19 protein-coding genes and 1 rRNA gene are annotated in these 18,302 nt (G+C 65.4%); 1 reads left to right on the top strand and 19 read right to left on the bottom strand.

Going from position 1 to position 18,302, the window contains the following annotated elements; all coding sequences use genetic code 11:
• Window positions 1-11: 11 nt before the first annotated feature.
• Window positions 12-512 carry a DUF3515 family protein gene (locus IWX81_RS00100; protein WP_199279279.1) on the top strand — a complete coding sequence of 167 codons (501 nt, stop codon included), beginning with the start codon at window positions 12-14 and terminating at the stop codon, window positions 510-512.
• A 21-nt stretch (window positions 513-533) separates the two neighbouring features.
• Here the strand turns inward: IWX81_RS00100 and IWX81_RS00095 are convergent, their stop codons facing one another.
• From IWX81_RS00095 to rrf, 19 genes are all read right to left on the bottom strand, one after another.
• Entirely contained in the window at window positions 534-1,016 is a 483-nt protein-coding gene (locus IWX81_RS00095) for an NUDIX domain-containing protein (protein ID WP_199279278.1), read from the bottom strand.
• Between the two features lie 10 nt (window positions 1,017-1,026).
• Window positions 1,027-2,154, bottom strand: coding sequence for an acyltransferase family protein (locus tag IWX81_RS00090; RefSeq protein WP_199279277.1), 1,128 nt, complete (start codon window positions 2,152-2,154; stop codon window positions 1,027-1,029).
• The gene (gene der, locus IWX81_RS00085; protein WP_199279276.1) at window positions 2,151-3,677 is read right to left on the bottom strand and encodes a ribosome biogenesis GTPase Der; all 1,527 of its coding nucleotides are present in this window, start codon (window positions 3,675-3,677) and stop codon (window positions 2,151-2,153) included. Before der ends, IWX81_RS00090 begins: the two co-directional genes overlap by 4 nt.
• 9 nt (window positions 3,678-3,686) lie before the next feature.
• Window positions 3,687-4,376, bottom strand: coding sequence for a (d)CMP kinase (cmk, locus tag IWX81_RS00080; protein ID WP_199279275.1), 690 nt, complete (start codon window positions 4,374-4,376; stop codon window positions 3,687-3,689).
• Window positions 4,373-5,464: a prephenate dehydrogenase gene (locus tag IWX81_RS00075; protein WP_199279274.1), complete on the bottom strand. Its 1,092-nt coding sequence runs from the start codon at window positions 5,462-5,464 to the stop codon at window positions 4,373-4,375. The genes cmk and IWX81_RS00075 overlap by 4 nt, the downstream gene beginning before the upstream one ends.
• Complete coding sequence (locus IWX81_RS00070) at window positions 5,457-6,299, bottom strand: pseudouridine synthase (protein ID WP_199279273.1); 843 nt, start codon at window positions 6,297-6,299, stop codon at window positions 5,457-5,459. Before IWX81_RS00070 ends, IWX81_RS00075 begins: the two co-directional genes overlap by 8 nt.
• Window positions 6,299-6,895 (bottom strand): SMC-Scp complex subunit ScpB, encoded by a 597-nt coding sequence (scpB, locus tag IWX81_RS00065; protein ID WP_199279272.1) that lies wholly within the window; start codon window positions 6,893-6,895, stop codon window positions 6,299-6,301. Before scpB ends, IWX81_RS00070 begins: the two co-directional genes overlap by 1 nt.
• Window positions 6,885-7,730 carry a segregation/condensation protein A gene (locus IWX81_RS00060; protein WP_199279271.1) on the bottom strand — a complete coding sequence of 282 codons (846 nt, stop codon included), beginning with the start codon at window positions 7,728-7,730 and terminating at the stop codon, window positions 6,885-6,887. The genes scpB and IWX81_RS00060 overlap by 11 nt, the downstream gene beginning before the upstream one ends.
• Window positions 7,714-8,601, bottom strand: a complete 888-nt coding sequence (locus tag IWX81_RS00055) for a ParA family protein (protein WP_199279270.1) — start codon at window positions 8,599-8,601, stop codon at window positions 7,714-7,716. The genes IWX81_RS00060 and IWX81_RS00055 overlap by 17 nt, the downstream gene beginning before the upstream one ends.
• Before the next feature lie 94 nt (window positions 8,602-8,695).
• Window positions 8,696-9,616: a site-specific tyrosine recombinase XerD gene (locus IWX81_RS00050; protein ID WP_199279269.1), complete on the bottom strand. Its 921-nt coding sequence runs from the start codon at window positions 9,614-9,616 to the stop codon at window positions 8,696-8,698.
• Complete coding sequence (locus IWX81_RS00045; protein WP_199280342.1) at window positions 9,613-10,263, bottom strand: NUDIX domain-containing protein; 651 nt, start codon at window positions 10,261-10,263, stop codon at window positions 9,613-9,615. Before IWX81_RS00045 ends, IWX81_RS00050 begins: the two co-directional genes overlap by 4 nt.
• Window positions 10,256-11,977: a CTP synthase gene (locus tag IWX81_RS00040; RefSeq protein ID WP_199279268.1), complete on the bottom strand. Its 1,722-nt coding sequence runs from the start codon at window positions 11,975-11,977 to the stop codon at window positions 10,256-10,258. The genes IWX81_RS00045 and IWX81_RS00040 overlap by 8 nt, the downstream gene beginning before the upstream one ends.
• A gap of 90 nt (window positions 11,978-12,067) precedes the next feature.
• Window positions 12,068-13,765, bottom strand: coding sequence for a DNA repair protein RecN (recN, locus tag IWX81_RS00035; protein ID WP_199279267.1), 1,698 nt, complete (start codon window positions 13,763-13,765; stop codon window positions 12,068-12,070).
• Complete coding sequence (locus tag IWX81_RS00030; RefSeq protein WP_334593288.1) at window positions 13,762-14,688, bottom strand: NAD kinase; 927 nt, start codon at window positions 14,686-14,688, stop codon at window positions 13,762-13,764. The genes recN and IWX81_RS00030 overlap by 4 nt, the downstream gene beginning before the upstream one ends.
• A gap of 62 nt (window positions 14,689-14,750) precedes the next feature.
• The gene (locus IWX81_RS00025; protein ID WP_199279265.1) at window positions 14,751-15,560 is read right to left on the bottom strand and encodes a TlyA family RNA methyltransferase; all 810 of its coding nucleotides are present in this window, start codon (window positions 15,558-15,560) and stop codon (window positions 14,751-14,753) included.
• A complete protein-coding gene (locus tag IWX81_RS00020) occupies window positions 15,553-15,744 on the bottom strand; it encodes a hypothetical protein (protein WP_199280494.1) in 192 nt (63 codons plus the stop codon). The genes IWX81_RS00025 and IWX81_RS00020 overlap by 8 nt, the downstream gene beginning before the upstream one ends.
• A gap of 2 nt (window positions 15,745-15,746) precedes the next feature.
• Window positions 15,747-16,751, bottom strand: a complete 1,005-nt coding sequence (locus IWX81_RS00015; protein WP_199279264.1) for an HAD-IIA family hydrolase — start codon at window positions 16,749-16,751, stop codon at window positions 15,747-15,749.
• Window positions 16,744-17,841: a hypothetical protein gene (locus IWX81_RS14930; protein ID WP_334592380.1), complete on the bottom strand. Its 1,098-nt coding sequence runs from the start codon at window positions 17,839-17,841 to the stop codon at window positions 16,744-16,746. The genes IWX81_RS00015 and IWX81_RS14930 overlap by 8 nt, the downstream gene beginning before the upstream one ends.
• Before the next feature lie 141 nt (window positions 17,842-17,982).
• Window positions 17,983-18,099 (bottom strand): 5S ribosomal RNA (rrf, locus tag IWX81_RS00005).
• Between the last annotated feature and the right edge of the window lie 203 nt (window positions 18,100-18,302).

The raw sequence follows: 18,302 nt of genomic DNA, 5'->3' as shown, positions 1-18,302 counted from the left end.
CCTGAATCCCGATGAGATCGACCCGCGCAACCCTGGCCATGGCGCTCGTCGCGCCCCTGCTGCTCGTGCTGGTGGGGTGCTCGCCCGCTGTGGTACTTGACGCCGCGGACGATGCGGCAGACCCCGCCTGTGCGCCCGCGATGGTACGGCTGCCCGACACGGTCGGCGGGCTCCCGTCCCGCGAGACAGACGCGCAGTCCACTGCGGCCTGGGGCACGCCAGCGGCGGTGTTGCTGCGCTGTGGGGTTCCGTCCCCCGCACCTACTGCGACTCTGCCGTGTATCACCGTCGAGGGGATCGACTGGCTGCGCGACGACAGCGATGACCCGAACTTCGTCTTCACGACCTACGGTCGCACCCCCGCCGTCGAGGTCATCATCGACAGCGACGGCGACCCTGACGTGACCGACGACGGCGTCTCAGGTTTCGATGTGCTGAGCGAACTGGCGGCCGCTATCAACGAGGTTCCCGCCGGTCGGGCGTGTGTATCTCCCGAGGTCGCCGGAGGCTGAGCCACGCCCCATCGCCGAGGGTCAGACCAGCCGCGGCCTGAGATCCACCCAGCTGGCTTCGAATCCCGGATGCAGCGGCAGCCGGGCCACGTCATCCAGCGCCACCCACGCGAGCGCGACGCTCTCTGCGTCACCGATGACCGGCTCGAAGTCCGTCTCCGCCTCGACCACGACCGTCGTGTACGTCCAGACGCCCCTGTCCAGCACTGTGGAAAACATCACGCGCAGGAGTTCAGGGTCGACCCCTGCTTCCTCGTTCGCCTCGCGCATGGCGCCGGCGACTGCGCTCTCACCGGGCTTGAGTGCGCCACCCGGAAGGCCCCAGGTTCCTCCGAAATGGCTCCATAGGGAGCGATGCTGTAAGAGCACTCCGAGCGTGCGATGCCACACGAGCAGCCCGGCTGCCCCGAAGCTGCCCCAGAACTTTTCGCCGTTCTCGCCGTACACCCATTCGTCGCCCGGCCCGTGAGGTCGTCGCGGGAGACTGTTGAGAGGCGCGTCCATGCACTCGACGTTAGCCGATCACCAGAGCCGGTTGCCGATCCTCACGGAAAACGCGCGACCTCCAGCGCTTCGACAATCCGGCGACGGGTTTCTCCACCACCCTGTAGCTGAGATATCCGAAAATCAGCACCGCCGCAATGGTCAGAATCCACCACCCCGCCATTGCGAGCACGTTTCCGTCGAGGGGACCCGAGATCGACTGCCAGATCCTGCCCATCGCAGAGAGCACGAGGATGTGACCCAGGTAGACCGAGTACGACATGTCCCCGAGGATGGCGAGCCGCTTCACGACGCCGATGGTGCCCCTGTTCTCGAACGCGGTGAAGCCGGCCAGGATGAGGGCGAATCCGACCCCCATGACGAGGGGGCGTTGCACTCCAGCTCCCGCGGTGATGCTCTGTGGCGGGGTGACGCCCAGGAAGACGATGACGGCGAGACCCGCAAGCGACACGACCATCGCGAGCGATCGAGTGATTCTGCGGAACAGCAGAGCCGTGATGCCACCGAGGATGAATTCGATCGCCATCGCGTTGGACGGGACCTCGACGAAGGGATGTGAGTCGATCGGGCCATTCCAGTTGACCGCCACGAGAACCACGAACCACAGGCCAAGGGCCGCAACGAGAAAGCGCTCAGGCAGAAGCAGGATGACCGTGAAAACGACGTAGAACCACAGCTCGAGCGTGAGTGTCCACGCCACGAGCAGAAGGGGGAGAGTGTCTGAGGGCAAGAGGAAAAACGACGTGAACAGGTTCACCTGATTGCCCTGGGAGGCGTTGATCATCGTCGGGAACAAAAAGAAAACCGGCAGCAGGATCAGAAAATATGCCCAGTATGTGGGGTAGATGCGAAACAACCGGTTCCAGGCGAATCCACCCACGGCGCGCACAGTGCCGTGCTTCCTGCGCGTTGTCAGCACCATGACAAACCCGCTGATCACGAAGAAGAGGTCTACGCCTGCCTGGCCACCGTCGAAGAACCCAGGAAGGATGCTGGGGCCGGAGAAATATCGGCTTTCGATGTCGAGGGCGTGGAACGCGACAACGGAAAGGGCTGCAAACCCTCGAGCGACCTGAATCGAATCGAGCTGTTTCGACCCAGGGCGCACCGTCACCTGCTCAGACGTGCCATCGGTCATGTGCGCTTGCGCTTCTCACGCACTCGCATATTCACGTTGATGGGGCTGCCGTCGAAGCCGAAGATCTCGCGCAGTCGACGCGTGATGAAGCGGCGATACTGCGGGTCGAGGAATCCGGTGGTGAACAGCACGAAGGTCGGCGGGCGCGATGCCGCCTGCGTGCCGAACAGGATGCGCGGCTGCTTGCCTCCGCGCACGGGGTGCGGGTGCTCCTGCGTGAGTTCGGCGAGCAGGGCGTTGAACTTACCCGTCGGGATGCGGGTGTCCCAGGATTCGAGCGCGAGTTCGAGGGCGGGAACCAGCTTCTCGAGGTGACGCCCGGTCTTGGCTGAGATATTGACCCTCGGCGCCCACGATACGTGCGATAGATCCTGTTCGATCTCCCGCTCGAGGTAGATGCGGCGCTCGTCGTCGAGCAGGTCCCACTTGTTGTAGGCCAGCACCAGCGCCCGGCCGGATTCGAGCACGAGGTCGACGATCTTCAGGTCCTGCACGCTGATCGGCGCAGAGACGTCGATGACGACGATGGCCACTTCGGCCTTCTCGAGCGCGGCCGATGTGCGGAGGGTGGCGTAGAAATCGGCGCCCTGGGAGAGGTTGACGCGGCGGCGGATTCCGGCGGTGTCGACGAAGCGCCAGAACTTGCCACCCAGCTCGATCTGCTCGTCGACGGGGTCACGCGTGGTGCCGGCCATCTCGTTGACGACGACCCGCTCCTCCCCCGCTGTCTTGTTGAGCAGGCTGGACTTTCCGACGTTCGGCTTGCCGAGGATGGCCACGCGACGCGGTCCACCCACTTCTTCCTTGGCGACCGCCGAGATCTCCGGGAGGATCGTCAGCACGTGGTCGAGCAGGTCTGCCACACCTCGGCCGTGGACGGCGGAGACGGGCCAGGGCTCCCCGAGCCCGAGCGACCACAGCGCTGCGGCATCCGATTCCTGATGCACGTCGTCGACCTTATTGCCGACGAGGATGACCGGCTTTTTGGTGGCACGGAGCATGCGCACCACGTGCTCATCGGTGGATGTCGCTCCCACCGTGGCGTCGACGACGAACAGCACGGCATCCGCCAGGTCGATCGCGATCTCGGCCTGCGCCGCTACCGAGGCGTTGATGCCCTTGGCGTCGGGCTCCCAGCCGCCGGTGTCGACGATCGTGAACGAGCGATTCGCCCATTCCGCTTTGTAGTTGACGCGGTCGCGGGTGACGCCGGGGGTGTCCTGGACGACGGCCTCGCGGCGGCCGATGATGCGGTTGACGAGCGCGGACTTGCCGACGTTGGGGCGGCCGACGATCGCCAGCACGGGAAGCGCCGGCAGGTAGACGATCGCATCGGGGTCGTCGTTGGCTACGTCAAGGAGACGCACGTCCTCGTCGTCGAGGTCATAGTCGGCGAGGCCCTGGCGCAGCGCGTTGGCGCGCTGCGTCGCCTCGTCATCGTCGATGCCCCTGATGCGCTCGGCCAGCGCTTCGTCGATCTGGGGGAAGTCGTCTTTGTCTGTGGAGGCGGCGTCGTCAGCCATGGCTTTTCCTTAGGGGTTACGCATACGGTGCTTGTCAACTGCACTGTGCACGAGACTCACGACAGCCTGCACGGTCTGGTCGAAGTCGAGATCGGTGGAATCGATGGTGGTCACACCATCTGCGGCGTTCATGAAGTCCACGACACGCGAATCCTGCGCGTCCCGAGAACTGAGCTCTCGTGCTGTGGTCGAGGCGTCGACCCCGGTGAGTTCAGCAGAACGCCTGCCCATTCTAGCTTCTTCGGTTGCCGTGAGCAGAATCCGTACCGGCGCATCGGGCGCGACGACCGTGGTGATGTCGCGGCCCTCCACGATGATCCCGTCGTTCGGTACCCCCGCGATGATGCTCCTGAACAGCTCGACCAGGTAGCTGCGCACCTCCGGAACCCGTGCGACGCTGCTCACGACCGTCGTGACGCGCGGCTCCCGGATGTCGTCGGTCACATCACCGTCACCGACGCGCACGAAGTACCCGTCGGGGTCGGTGCCGATCGCATAGTCGAACTCCTGCAGGGCATCCGTGATCTCGTTGCTGCCGAGCGTGTCGATACCACGCTCGAGGCAGAACCAGGCGAGAGCCCGATAGGCGGCTCCCGTGTCGAGGTAGGCGAACCCGAGGTCCGCCGCCGCGGCCCTGGACACGCTCGACTTGCCGCTGCCCGCTGGGCCATCGATCGCGACGACGGTGGTGGTGCTCATGCGAATGCTCCTGCAATCTTCCAGCCCCGAGCCGAGAGCTCCCAGACGAGTCGTTCTTCTACTGCGGGCAACACCGAGATCTCGGCGAGACCGATTTGCGCACCGGGTGAGTGTTCGAGTCTGAGGTCTTCCATGTTGACTCCGGCCGCGCCGATCTCGGTGAGCAGTCTCGCAAGCTCACCGGGGGTGTCATCCACCTTGACGACGATCTGGCTGAAATGACTCGCCTGCCCGTGTTTGCCGGGAATCCGGGCAACGCCAGAGTTGCCCCCGGCCAGCGAGTCCGCGATGGTGCGGCGTGCTCCCGGCGCTGTGGGCTGCTCGAGGGCGGTGATCATCGCGTCGAGATCGTCGCGGAATGCCGACAGGATCTCCGCGACCGGGGAAGCGTTGGCGCCGAGGATCTGCACCCAGAGCTCGGGCTCACTCGACGCGATCCGCGTGGTGTCGCGAAGGCCCTGGCCTGCGAGCGCGACGGCGGAATCTGTCGCCCCGGACAGCCTGCGCGCCAGCAGCGATGCCACCACCTGCGGGGTGTGGGAGACGAGGGCGACATTGCGGTCGTGCTCGGCCGCTGTCATCTCGATCGGAATCGCACCGAGATCGAGAGCGAGCTGTTCCACCTGGGCCGCGCTGCGGTAGCTGATGTCGTCGTGGCCCGCGATCACCCAGGGTCGGCCGATAAAGAGATCGGCCCTCGCAGAGATCGCCCCGCTTCGCTCGCGCCCGGCCATGGGATGCGAGCCGATGTAGCGAGAGAGGTCCACTCCGAGTGCACGCAATTCTTCGAGTGGCGCGACCTTCACGCTCGCGACATCCGTCACCAGGGCGGCCGGATGCGCGGCGAGCTCGGCCGCCACGACTCGCGCCACCACATCCGGCGGCACACACACCACGATGAGGGCTGGCCGGTCTCCGTCAGCAGCGGGTCGGCCTGCGCCGTAGTCGACAGCAAGATCGAGCGCGGACGGCGAGACGTCGTCGAGGATGACGTCGACGCCGCGCTCGTTCAGCGCCAGCCCGATGCTCGCCCCGAGAAGCCCAGCGCCCACGATCCGCACAGGGCCCTCGAGCCGGCGATCACTCACGGGCGTCGGTCCCGGGCTCGACGACGAGATCAGCTTCAGCCTCAGTCGCTGCAGCGTCCTCCCCGCCACGGGAAATGGTCAGCAGTTCGCCCAACTCGGCCTTCGTGAGGTCACGGGTGCGGCCCACGCCGAGTGACCCGAGGTGGAGGGGTCCGAACTGGCGCCGCACCAGGTCGAGCACAGGATGACCGACGGCGTCGAGCATCCTGCGCACGATGCGATTGCGGCCGGAATGGAGGGTCACCTCCACCATGGATGCTCCCCCGGAGGCCGCACCCAGCATGCGCGCCCTGTCTGCGTGGATGGGGCCGTCGTCGAGCTCGATGCCCTTCGTCAGCATGCTGATGGTCTGGGCGCTCACCGATCCGGAGACTTTCGCGATGTATGTCTTGGACACCCCGAATGATGGATGGGCCAGTACGTGAGCGAGCTCTCCATCGTTGGTGAGCACCAGCAGGCCCGACGTGCCCGCATCGAGCCGGCCGACGTTGAAGAGCCGCTCGTCGTAGTCCCTGGTGAATTCGCGGAGGTCGGGCCGGCCTGCCTCATCCTGCATCGAGCTGACCACGCCGATGGGCTTGTTGAGCATGACGTAGCGCTTGGTGGTGTCGAGCTGGATGGCTCTGTCGTCGACCGTCACCCTGTCCGTCGACAGCACGCGGCGGCCGGGCTCTGTGACGATCTCGCCGTTGACTGTGACGCGCCCCTGCGCGATCAGGTCTTCGGATACTCGGCGCGAAGCGACGCCGGCCGCTGCCATGACCTTCTGCAGCCGCTCGCCCTCGGGGTTCGGTGCATCGCTGCCTCTGGTGTCGCTGCCAGTGGTGTTGCTCATCAGGCTCCCGCCGTTGAAAATCCGTCTGCTCCATCTTCGAGCAGCGGAGAGATGTGGGGAAGCTCGTCGATCGAGTTGATCCCGAGCTGGGTGAGAAGAATATCGGTGGTCTCGTAGTGGATCGCGCCGGTCTCGCTGTCGGTGAACGCTTCGGTGATCAGTCCGCGACCCAGCAGTGTGCGCACGACGGAGTCGACGTTGACGGCGCGAATGGATGCCACGGCGCCGCGGCTGATCGGCTGCTTATAGGCGATCACGGCCAGGGTTTCCAGCGCGGCCTGGCTGAGTCTGGTCGGATTCTGGGTCAGCACGAAGTCGCGCACGACGGCGTCGTGCTCTGGACGCACATAGATGCGCCAGCCCCCACCGACCTCGCGGAGTTCGAACCCCCGACGGGCACCTCCCGTCACACCGTCAAAGTCGGCGACGAGGCGTTCGATCGATTGCCGCACGGCCGCGACCGGTGCCGCGAGCGCCGTCGCGAGAGAGACGAGGGATTGCGGTTCGTCTGCAACCATCATGATTGCCTCGATGCTGCGTTCGAGGTCGACGGCTGTGGCGGTAGCAGTGGCAGTGGTGGCGGACTCAGTGTCCATAGTCGCTCCCGAGGTTGGCGAGACTGTCGTCGGTCCAGTGCTCCGCCGACCAGTGGATGTGCAGTTCTCCCAGCGGTTCGAGCTGGTCGAAACCGATGAACGCCCCACGGTACAGCTCGAGCACGGCCAGGAAGCGCGCGATGATGACGCCCTTCTGGTCTGCCCCGGAGATCAGCTGGCGAAAGGTCAGGGTCTCGCCGCGCCTGAGCATGGCCACCACGTACGCTGCCTGTTCCCTGATCGAGATGAGGGGTGCGTGCAGGTGGTCGAGCCCGACCGACGGGATCTCCCGCGGGGCGAACGCGAGCGAAGCGATGGCCGCGAAGTCGTCGGCGGTGAGGGTCCAGACCAGCTCGGGCGTCTGTTTGCGGTATTTTTCCTCGAGGCGCACCGCCCTGACCTGCCTGGTGGATTCGACGTCCCACCGGGCCGAGAACCACTGCGCGGCCTCCTTGAAGGCGCGGTACTGCAACAGCCTCGCGAAAAGCAGGTCCCGTGCTTCGAGAAGCGCGACATCCTCTGCATCGACGAGTTCGCCCTGGGGAAGCAGCCCGGCCACCTTCAGGTCGAGAAGGGTCGCAGCCACCACGAGGAACTCACTCGCCTGGTCGAGTTCCTGCACCGAGTCGAGCCCGCGCAGGTAGGAGATGAACTCGTCGGTGATCCGGGACAGCGACACCTCGGTGATATCGAGCTCGTGTTTGGTGATCAGGGAGAGCAGCAGGTCGAACGGACCGTTGAAGTTGTTCAGGCTGACGGAGAACCTGGCGGCCGGCTCCACCGATTCGGCGGCGATGGCGTGTCCGATCGCGACGCCGTCAGGCGACAGCGCCACGGGAGATCAGTTCTCTGGCCAGCTGGCGATAGGCCTGCGACGCCGCGTGCTCAGGAGCGAAGCTCGTGATCGGCGCACCGGCGACACTGGCATCCGGGAATTTCACGGTGCGGCCGATGACCGTCTCGAGCACGCTGTCGCCGAAGGTCTCCACCACCCGGTCGAGCACCTCACGCGAGTGCAGGGTTCTCGAGTCGTACATCGTGGCGAGGATTCCGTCGAGCTCGATGGCCGGGTTCAACCGATCCTTCACCTTTTCGATCGTTTCGACGAGGAGTGCGACCCCCCTCAGCGCAAAGAATTCGCACTCGAGAGGGATGAGCACGCCGTGCGCTGCAGTGAGGGCGTTGACGGTCAGCAGACCGAGCGAGGGCTGGCAGTCGATCAGGATGACGTCGTACTGGTCGCTGACCTTGCGCAGCACCCTGGCGAGGATGGTCTCGCGGGCGACCTCGTTGACGAGATGCACTTCTGCCGCAGAGAGGTCGATGTTCGCGGGGATGATGTCCAGGTTCGGATAATTCGTGTGGACGATCGCCTCGATCGGATTCTTCACGGTGCCGAGGAGCAGGTCATAGATCGTCGGGACGTCGTGAGTCTGCACACCGAGGCCGGCAGAGAGTGCACCCTGGGGATCGAAGTCGATCACGAGTACGCGTCGGTCGAGTTCTGCGAGCGCCGCGCCCAGGTTGATGGTGGTCGTCGTCTTGCCGACTCCACCCTTCTGGTTGCAGAGCGAGATGATGCGCGCGGGTCCGTGACTCTTCAATACGGGCGGTTCCGCGAAGGTTCGCAACTCCCTGCCCGTGGGCCCCTTGACCGGTGCTTCCATGCCAGACAGCACTGTCGAATCGTCCCTGCGTACCGTCATGGCTCCACTGTACGGCGCGGAATTTGGCCGCCAGTGCTGCCACGCGAGCGGCGCGCGCGGTTCGCCTCTACCAGAGGTTGAAGGTTAATGCGGGTCAACGCGCCCGTGGATGGGCAGTCGTGTACATATCGCGCAGCGTATCGGCGGTGACCATCGTGTAGATCTGGGTCGTGGCGACCGACGAGTGCCCCAGAAGCTCCTGCACCACCCGCACATCCGCTCCACCAGCGAGCAGGTGTGTGGCGAACGAGTGCCGGAATGTGTGTGGCGAGATCTCCAGGCCGAGCTTCGCCCTGTCTGCGGCAGCCCTGATGATGAGCCACGCGTTCTGCCTCGACACCCGATTCCCCCGGGAACCCAGGAAGAGCGCCGGAGTGGCCGCGCCCCGCGTCGAGAACGACGGCCGGGCACGCACGAGATACGCATCGATCGCCGCCCTGGCGAAACTTCCCACCGGCACTATCCGCTGCTTGCTGCCCTTACCGAACAGCCTCACGATGTCACCGTCGACGAGATCGTCCACGTTCAGTGCCACAGCCTCAGAGATCCGGGCCCCCGTCGCGTACAGCAGTTCCAGGAGTGCTTTATCGCGCAGCGACTGCAGGTCATCACCATCGGTAGCCGAGAGCACAGATTCCATCTGTTCGATCGAGATCGCTTTCGGTAGCCGCATGGACTGCTTCGGAGGCTTCACCTCGGCTGCGACGTCCACCTCGACGATCGATTCCTCGAGCAGGAACCGATGCCAGCTGCGCACCGACGACAGCATTCTCGCGGTGGATGACGCACTCAGCGGTCGCTCCGACCGGGTGCGCAGCTCGTGGGCGAAGGCCGCAACATCCCGCGCGGTGATCGCGGTCGGGGTCAGGATGCCACGATCCCCGAGCAACTCGGAGTACACGCCGAGATCGCGGCGATAGGCCTGCACGGTATGCGGCGACAGCCCACGCTCGATCGAGACGTGGCGCAGGTAGCGGTCGACGGCGACCGCGATGTCGACCGCCTCCAGATTCATCGCGCCGAGCGCTCCAGCGGATGCCTCGTCATGGGGGCGTCGGCGTCACCGAGTGTCGACCAGTCCCTCGCTCGGCCCGCAGCCGCGGCCAGCGCGGCGATCACGAGGATCGAGTTCTGCACGTCGCGCGCGAGCACGGCATCGACCACCTCGTCGAGGGGAACCCACCGCACCTCGATCCCGGCTTCCTCCTCGGTGCGGTCGAATACCTCGACCGTGTCGCTGATTCCCCGGGCGAGGTACACGCGGAGCACCTCGTTGCTGCCGCCGGGCGACGTCATGAAGTCCGCCAGCAGATCCCAGCGGGCCGCAACCTTATCGACCTCTTCGGCGAGCTCTCGCTGGGCCGCGAGCAGGGGCGGCTCTCCCGCGATGTCGAGCAGCCCTGCCGGCAGTTCCCATTCGCGCAATCGCACGGGATGGCGGTACTGCTTGATCAGAAGGACGCGGTCGTGATCGTCGAGGGCGAGCACGGCGACGGCTCCGGGGTGATCCGTGAATTCACGAGTGATCCGATGGCCATCGAGTTCGAAGGATTCGCGCCGGATGTCCCACACTTTGCCACCGAACACGACGTCGCTGGTGACGACGGTGGGTTCGATTGCGTCATCGACGAGCGGGCCCGCGACGGCCCGGCCCTCAGGCATCGACGGTGTCGACGACGGCATCGTCCGAACCCTCGGCGACCTCGAACAGCCTGCTGGCCTGCTGGCGCTCGAGCGCCGCCGTGATCAGGCCACGGAACAGCGGATGCGCGTGGTTGGGCCGTGAGCGCAGCTCGGGGTGGGCCTGCGTACCGACGTAGAACGGATGCACGTCTCGCGGCAGCTCGACGAACTCGACGAGGGTGCGGTCCGGGGAGATCCCGCTGAACTGCAGTCCGGCAGCGCCGATCTGCTCGCGATACGCGTTGTTGACCTCGTAGCGGTGGCGGTGACGTTCGGCGATGGTGGTGGAGCCGTAGAGCTCCGAGACTATGGATCCCGGCGCCAGCGCGGCCTCGTAGAGCCCCAGGCGCATCGTGCCGCCCATGTCTCCGCTCGAAATGATGTCGACCTGCTCAGCCATGGTGGCGATCACCGGGAACTCGGTGTCGGGATCGAACTCCGACGACGAGGCACCGGAGAGCCCTGCCACGTCCCGTGCATACTCGACGACCATGCACTGCATACCGAGGCACAGGCCGAGCGCGGGCAGGCCGTTCTCACGTGCGAACTTCAGCGCACCGAGTTTGCCCTCGATGCCCCTGACGCCGAATCCGCCGGGGATCACGATGCCTTCGAGGTCGCCCAGCATGCGCGCGGCGCCCTCGTGCGTTTCACACTCGTCTGAGGGCACCCAACGGATGTTCACCTTGGTCTGCTGAGCGAAGCCACCGGCCTTGAGGGCTTCGGTGACCGAGAGATACGCGTCGGGCAGGTCGATGTACTTGCCGACCAGGCCGATGGTGACCTCGTGTCGAGGCTCGTGCACGGCGGTGAGAAGTTCGCTCCAGCCGTCCCAGTTGACGTCGGATGCCGTGAGCCCGAGCTGCTCGATGATGTAGGCGTCGAGGCCCTGGTCGTGCAGCATCGTCGGGATGTCGTAGATCGATGGCACGTCGACGGCATTCACTACGGCATCTTCATCGACGTCGCACATGAGCGCGATCTTGCGCTTATTGCTGTCGGACACCGGTCGGTCCGAGCGCAACACCAGGGCATCCGGCTGGATACCGATCGACCTGAGCGCCGCCACCGAGTGCTGGGTCGGCTTGGTCTTCTGCTCACCCGACGCGTTCATGAACGGAACGAGTGAGACGTGCACGAAGAACACGTTCTTGCGGCCGAGCTCATGGCGCACCTGGCGCGCAGACTCGATGAACGGCTGGCTCTCGATGTCGCCGACGGTTCCGCCGATCTCCGTGATGATCACGTCGGGAGCCTGCTCGCCACCGGGTCCAGACTGCGCCTGCAGTCGCATCCTGCGCTTGATCTCGTCCGTGATGTGCGGGATGACCTGCACGGTGTCTCCGAGGTACTCGCCGCGGCGCTCCCTCGCGATCACCTGCGAATAGATCTGGCCCGTCGTCACGTTGGCCGCCTGGTCGAGGTTGATGTCGAGGAATCGCTCGTAGTGCCCGATGTCGAGGTCGGTCTCGGCGCCATCGTCTGTGACGAACACCTCGCCGTGCTGGAACGGGTTCATCGTGCCGGGATCGACGTTGAGATACGGGTCGAGCTTCTGCATGACCACGCGCAGGCCCCTGGCCGTGAGCAGGTTGCCGAGACTGGCAGCCGTAAGCCCCTTGCCGAGGGAAGAGACGACTCCACCGGTGACGAAAATGTGCTTAGTTACGAACCGTTCAGAGTTATCCACCACGGGATTTCATCTTATCCCCGATCCGTGCCGCTCGCTGTGACTCGCAGAGATTGGTGCGGCATTCAGGCTGCGGTGGTGAGAGATTCGAGGTTACTGCTGGAGCTCGCGGGCGATGTCCAGCAGCTCCCTGGCATGGGCAAGCCCGCTCTGGGAATCCGGGAGTCCGGAGAGCAGCCGCGCCATCTCCGAGATCCTGTCGTCGCCCACGAGCTGCGTGACGCTGGAGGCAGTGACAGCGCCGTCACCGTCTTTGCTCACCTGGAGGTGATTCGTGGCGAAGGCTGCGACCTGGGCGAGATGGGTGACGACGATGACCTGGGCTGTGCGGCTCAATTGCGCGAGCCTCCGGCCCACCTCGATTGCCGACGCGCCGCCAACCCCGGCATCGATCTCATCGAAGATGAACGTGGGCACGGGATCGTTCCCTGCAATGACCACTTCGATGGCGAGCATCACTCGCGAGAGTTCTCCACCGCTGGCGCCCTTGCCGAGCGGCCGGGGTTCCGCACCGGAATGAGGCTGGAGCAGGATGGAGACCTGGTCCTTTCCACTGAATGAATAGTCTGGTCGGTCTTCGACCACAACGGAGACCCGCGAGTTGGGCATCGCGAGCTCCGCGAGCTCCGCGGTCACGCGTTGGGACAGGGCCGCGCCGAACTCTCCCCGGATCGAACTCAGCTGCTCGGCGAGTTCGATGACGCTGTTGCGGTCGGCATCGACCTCGACTCCGAGCGATTCGATCCGCGTCGAGTCGTTGTCGAGCTCGAGCAGCCGGCTGCTGCCGGTGTCGAGATAGTCCAGAGTGTCGTCCAGCGTCGGGCCGTACTTCCGCACGAGGGCGTTGAGCTGGCCGAGGCGATCGTTGACGACGTCGAGTTCCCTGGCACCGTCAGCGTCGAGAGTGGCGAGATAGCGTGAGAGCTCCCCCGAGATCTCGGTGACAGCGATGGATGCCTCGGCCACCGTCGCAGCGATGGCCGCGAGTGCCGTGTCGTGGTCGGCCACGCGCTCGAGTTGCCGCCGGGCGGCAGTGAGGAGGCCGACGACGTCGGTGGACTCATCCGGCACGTCGGACGACAGCAGAGAGCGCGCTTCTCCGGCCGCACGCCGGAGTTCTTCGAGATTGCCGAGCCTGTCGGCGCGCTCCACCAGCAACCGGTCTTCACCGCGAGTCGCACCAGCTGCTTCGATCTCGGCCATGGCCTCGCGGAGGTCGTCGGCCTCTCGGGCTCTCCTGTCGCCCTCGGCCACGAGCAGGTCGAGTTCGCCCTGCCTCGATTGCCAGCGGCCGAAGACGTCCTGATAATCGCCGAGCACGCGCGCCACGGCAGCCCCAGCGAACCGGTCGAGCGCTTCGCGCTGGGCCGTGGACGACCTCAGTCGAACCTGGTCGGACTGGCCGTGCACGACAACCAGCTGATGGCCGATCTCGTTGAGCACGCTGACCGGAGCGCTTCGGCCTCCGACGACGGTGCGGCCACGGCCTTCCTGCGAGATAGACCTGCTCAGGATCAGTTCGCCATCGTCGAGGTCTCCCCCGGCATCCCTCACACGCTCCGCGACAGAGCCGGAGTCGTCGATCTGCCAGCGACCTTCGACGACGGCGTGCGCGCTCCCGGACCGGATGGCCGTGCTGTCGGCACGATCTCCCAGAAGCAGCCCGAGGGCCGTCACGATCATGGTCTTGCCCGCGCCGGTCTCACCGGTCAGGGCGGTGAACCCGGGCCCGAGCGGAAGCCGCGCCTCCCCGATGACACCGAGGTTATGAATCGAGATCTCTTCGATCACGGGCGCTGGTCCTCGTCCTCGAGCGGTCCGCGCCATCCATTGACCGGCAGGTTGAACTTATTGACGAGTCGATCTGTGAACGGTCCCTGCGAGAGCCGGGCGAGCCTGACCGGCACGGGAGAGCGACGCACGACGACCCTGGCACCACGGGGAAGCTCGTGGGTACGCCTGCCGTCGCACCACAGCACGCCGGTGCCCTGCGTGCGATCGAGAACCTCCACGGCGAGGGCCGAATCCGGGCCGACCACGAGGGGTCGCGCGAAGAGTGCATGCGGGCTCAGGGGCACGAGCAGCATCGCGTTCAGGCTGGGCCAGACGACCGGCCCGCCGGCCGAGAACGCGTAGGCCGTCGAACCCGTGGGAGTCGACATCACGACGCCGTCGCAGCCGAACGACGACAACGGCCGCCCGTCGACTTCGATGACGACCTCGAGCATGCGCTCCCTGCTCGCCTTCTCCACGGTCGCCTCGTTGAGTGCCCAGGTCTCGAAGACCACTTCCGCGTCGACCTTGACCCGCACCGACAGGGTCATGCGTTCCTCGACGAGATAGTCCCGTGCGAGAGCCCTGGCCACGGTCTCGGTGAGGTCTTCTTTCTCGCTCTCGGCGAGGAATCCCACGTGACCGAGGTTGACGCCCAGCAGCGGAGCCGAGCATCCACGAGCCAGTTCAGCGGCCCTGAGGATCGTTCCATCGCCGCCCAGCACTATGACCAGTTCGAGCTCACCGATCTGCACGGTGTCACCGAGCAGGGCGATGGGAGCGAGGTCGTGGGCAACGGCGAGCACGTCGGTGAATTCGTCCTGGGACAGCACAGGGGTGAGCCCGCCCGCGATCAACTGGCGGCAGACGCTGATGGCGGCATCGCGCGATTCCGCGCGGCCCATGTGCGCCACGATGAGAATGTGGCGGTCGGATGTCACGGTGAATGCCCCTTCATCGTCGAACACTGCTGATGGTCCAGTACCGTCGACGCCTCGCGTTGCTAGCGATTGGCGGTGATCGCAGAAACCTGCGCAGTCCATTCTGTCGGATTGCTGCCTGACCTCGCGCTCAGCCAGACGAGATACTCGTGATTACCGGAGTTTCCCGCGATCGGGGAGGGGATGATGCCCGCTGTGGGCAGGAGCAGATCCCACGCCGCCCAGAGCACTCCCATAACCGCATCATCACGAAGCCCGGCGTCACGCACGATCCCTTCGCGGATGCCCGTGCGCCCCACCTCGAACTGTGGCTTCACCAGCAGCACATAGTCGGCCTCGAGCCCGACGGTTGCGACCAGTGCGGGCAGCACGGTCGTCAGCGAGATGAACGAGATGTCGCCGACCACGATGGTCGGTGCCTCAGAGGTGCCGGCATCGGCCGCGAGCGACCCTGCGGTCATGTACCTGGCGTTCGAGCCTTCGACGACCGTGACCCTCGCATCGGAACGGATGGATGCCGCGAGCTGGCCATGTCCGACATCGAGCGCGATCACGTGCCTCGCTCCTCGCTCCAGCAGCACCTGCGTGAATCCCCCGGTCGACGCCCCGACGTCGAGGGCAAGGCGGCCCGTCGGATCCACGTCGAAACTCTCCAGCGCCGCGATGAGCTTGTGCGCGGCCCTGCTCACGTAGTGATCGCTACCGGCCACCGTGATCGACTGGGCGTCGGCGACCTGCACCGATGCCTTGACGACGGGTGCGCCATCCACGCTGACCAGTCCATCGGCGATCAGCCTGGCGGCATGCGTCCGTGATCGGGCGAGTCCTCGTGCGGCGAGTGCTGCATCGAGCCGGTGCACGCCGTCAGCCATGCGACGCCGTCGAGTCCCCACCCTCGAGCCTGCGCTGCAGTTGGTCGTGCACTTGCGCGAAAGCGGCTGCGCGGGACTCGAGTGGCTGGTCCTCGATAACGCGCAAGCGGGACAGGAGGGAGTTCGAATCGAGTTCGTTGGCGCCCGCGGACGGTTCGGGGGCATTCGAGCCAGAGTCAGTCATGGTCACGAATATAGCTCGGGGGGAACCTCGAGAGCGTAGATGGCGAGCCCGGAATTCCAGATCGCGGCGGCACCAGCCCTCAGCAGGTCGATGCCATCACCGGAATCGACGCTCAGGACGTTTCCCACCCGTCGGACAGCGGCCCCCCCGACGACAGTGACGGTTCCGCCCGGGATCTCCCGTGTCTCGGTGGCGGGGTACGGCTCGAGCAGTCCGCGGAGATCGTCGACGATGAAAGTTGGCCGCTCGGTCTCGGCAGCAGCCAGCACCTGCTTCGGCCCGTCGATTCCGGTCAGCACGAGCGCCGACGGGATTCCTGCGCGAGTTGCGCCCAGGATGTCGGTGTCCAGTCGGTCACCGATCATCAGGGCCGCACGTGATCCGAACCTGGCGAGCGCCTCGGTGAAGATCGCGACTTCGGGCTTTCCTGCGACGATGGGGAGGCGACCCACCGCGGTGTGCACAGCCGACACGAGCGTGCCGTTGCCTGGCGCCGTGCCACGCGCCTGCGGAATCGTCCAGTCCGTGTTGGTGGCTATCCACGGTAGATCCCCCGAGGTGCCATCCCCGTTGAGCGCGAAGGCCGCTTCGGCGAGGTGCACCCAACCCACCTCCGGCGCGAAGCCCTGGATGACGGCTGCCGGCGCATCGAGCGCCGATCGCGTGACGGTGAAACCGGCCTTGGTCACTTCATCGACCAGTCCATCGCCCCCGACGACGAGCACTACGGAACCCGCATCGACCGTCTGCTTCAGGATGGCGACAGCCGCCTGTGGCGACGTGACGACGTCCGACGGCAGTACGGTCAACCCGAGTTCCGTCAGGTGGGCAGCGACCGACGCGTCTGTCCGTGACGCGTTATTGGTGATGTACGCGACCTTCGAGGTCTCGGCGATCCGGTTGAGACTCTCCACCGCGTACGGCAACGCCGAAGGGCCGCGATAGACAACGCCATCCAGATCGGCCAGCACCAGATCGATTCCGGCCAGCGGGGAGGCATCAGTCATCGACGTGGTCGTCTTCTTCCGCCTGAACAGTGGGGGTATTCGTGGCGCCATGACGCTCGTCCTCGTTCTTGACAGCTGCTTCAGTCTCTTTGGTGCTCTTCTCCGCGGCCCCGTCGGACCCGACAACATCGGACCCGACGACATCTTCCTCGACGACCTCGATCATGTCATCGTCACCGTCCAGGTCATCGAGCGCTTCTTCCGCGCGCTCTGCCCGAGCGAACCACTGCTCGGCTTCGGCGCCACGACCCAGCTCTTCGAGAACTGTCGCGTAAGCATCGAACAATCCTGGGCTATAGGAAAAGGCTGTCTCCGGATCCAGTTGCGGGATCTCGAGTTCCACGAGAGCGGCCTGCGCGTCCTGCAGGTCGAGTCTCGCGCCGGACATCGCTATCGCGAGTTCCACCTGCACCGGAACGGGGAGGCTGGACCTCGGCACAGAACGCCCGAGCTCGAGAGCCTTCGCCGGCCGACCGAGCCCGCGCTCACTGTCCACCATCATGGGAAGCTGGTCGTCGCGACCGGTGATCCGGCGATAGGTACGCAGTTCTCTCAGCGCGAGTGCATAATCTTCGATCGCGTACGCGGTAATGGCGAGAGTCTCACGGACGACTCCGATACGCCCCGCTCGCCGTGCCGCTGAGATCGCGTGGCTGTGAGCGAGTTGCGGGTCGTCTTCGATGAGCCGGGCCGCCATCACGAGGTGCTTCGCGACGCCCTCCGCGTTCTCCTTGCTCAGAGTCTTGAGCTCGTTGAGCGCCACCCGGTCGAGCTGCTTCGGAGTGACGTCATCCGGAATTTCGGGCGCCTCATGATAGGCACGCACAGACCGGATGCCGAAGGGGTCACGGTCCTCGGGGACTTCACGTTCCCTGGCGTCGCGGTCGCCGCGCGCGGGGGCGCCACCCTTGGTCCACAACCGCTTTTCCGTCGACTGCGATCCGGAGCCGCCCTGGCGTCGGTCGCCGCGCCCACCAGCCGAGTCTCCCCTGCCTGCACCGCCGGCACTCCGTGCACCGCCTGCACCGCCACGACCGCCTGACGGTCGATCGTTCCTGGCTGGGCCATCACGTCTGGGGGTGTCACTCACAATGCTGCCTCTTTCTGGGATATCTGCGGCCTGCATGCCCTGCTTGAGCGTAGATCGGTCTGGCAGGGTTTTGGTGGGTTAACGCAAAGTGGCCACCCCGGGCTGTTTTTCAACAGGCGGGGTGGCCACTTATACAAAGGAGTCCGGCGGTGTCCTACTCTCCCACAAGGTCCCCCTTGCAGTACCATCGGCGCAGAGAGTCTTAGCTTCCGGGTTCGGAATGTAACCGGGCGTTTCCCTCTCGCTATGGCCGCCGAAACATTATGGATCTGTTTCGTTCGTTGCCCCCGATCGCGATGATCTGTCCGTGAGGACTGGGGGCAGTTCCCGTCCGTAGATCGGGAACCACAAAGTGGACGCGAGAATCGTTCTCATTCACCATCGGAGGAGTGTTTTTCAACACACGCTCCGGTGAGGTGGGGTGTTATCAATTTATCGGCTTATTAGTACCGGTCAGCTCC

This window comes from Salinibacterium sp. CAN_S4, assembly GCF_015752305.1.
Lineage (GTDB): Bacteria > Actinomycetota > Actinomycetes > Actinomycetales > Microbacteriaceae > Rhodoglobus.
Note: the sequence above shows the minus strand (reverse complement) of the source record. Positions and strands in the feature narration are given on the sequence as shown.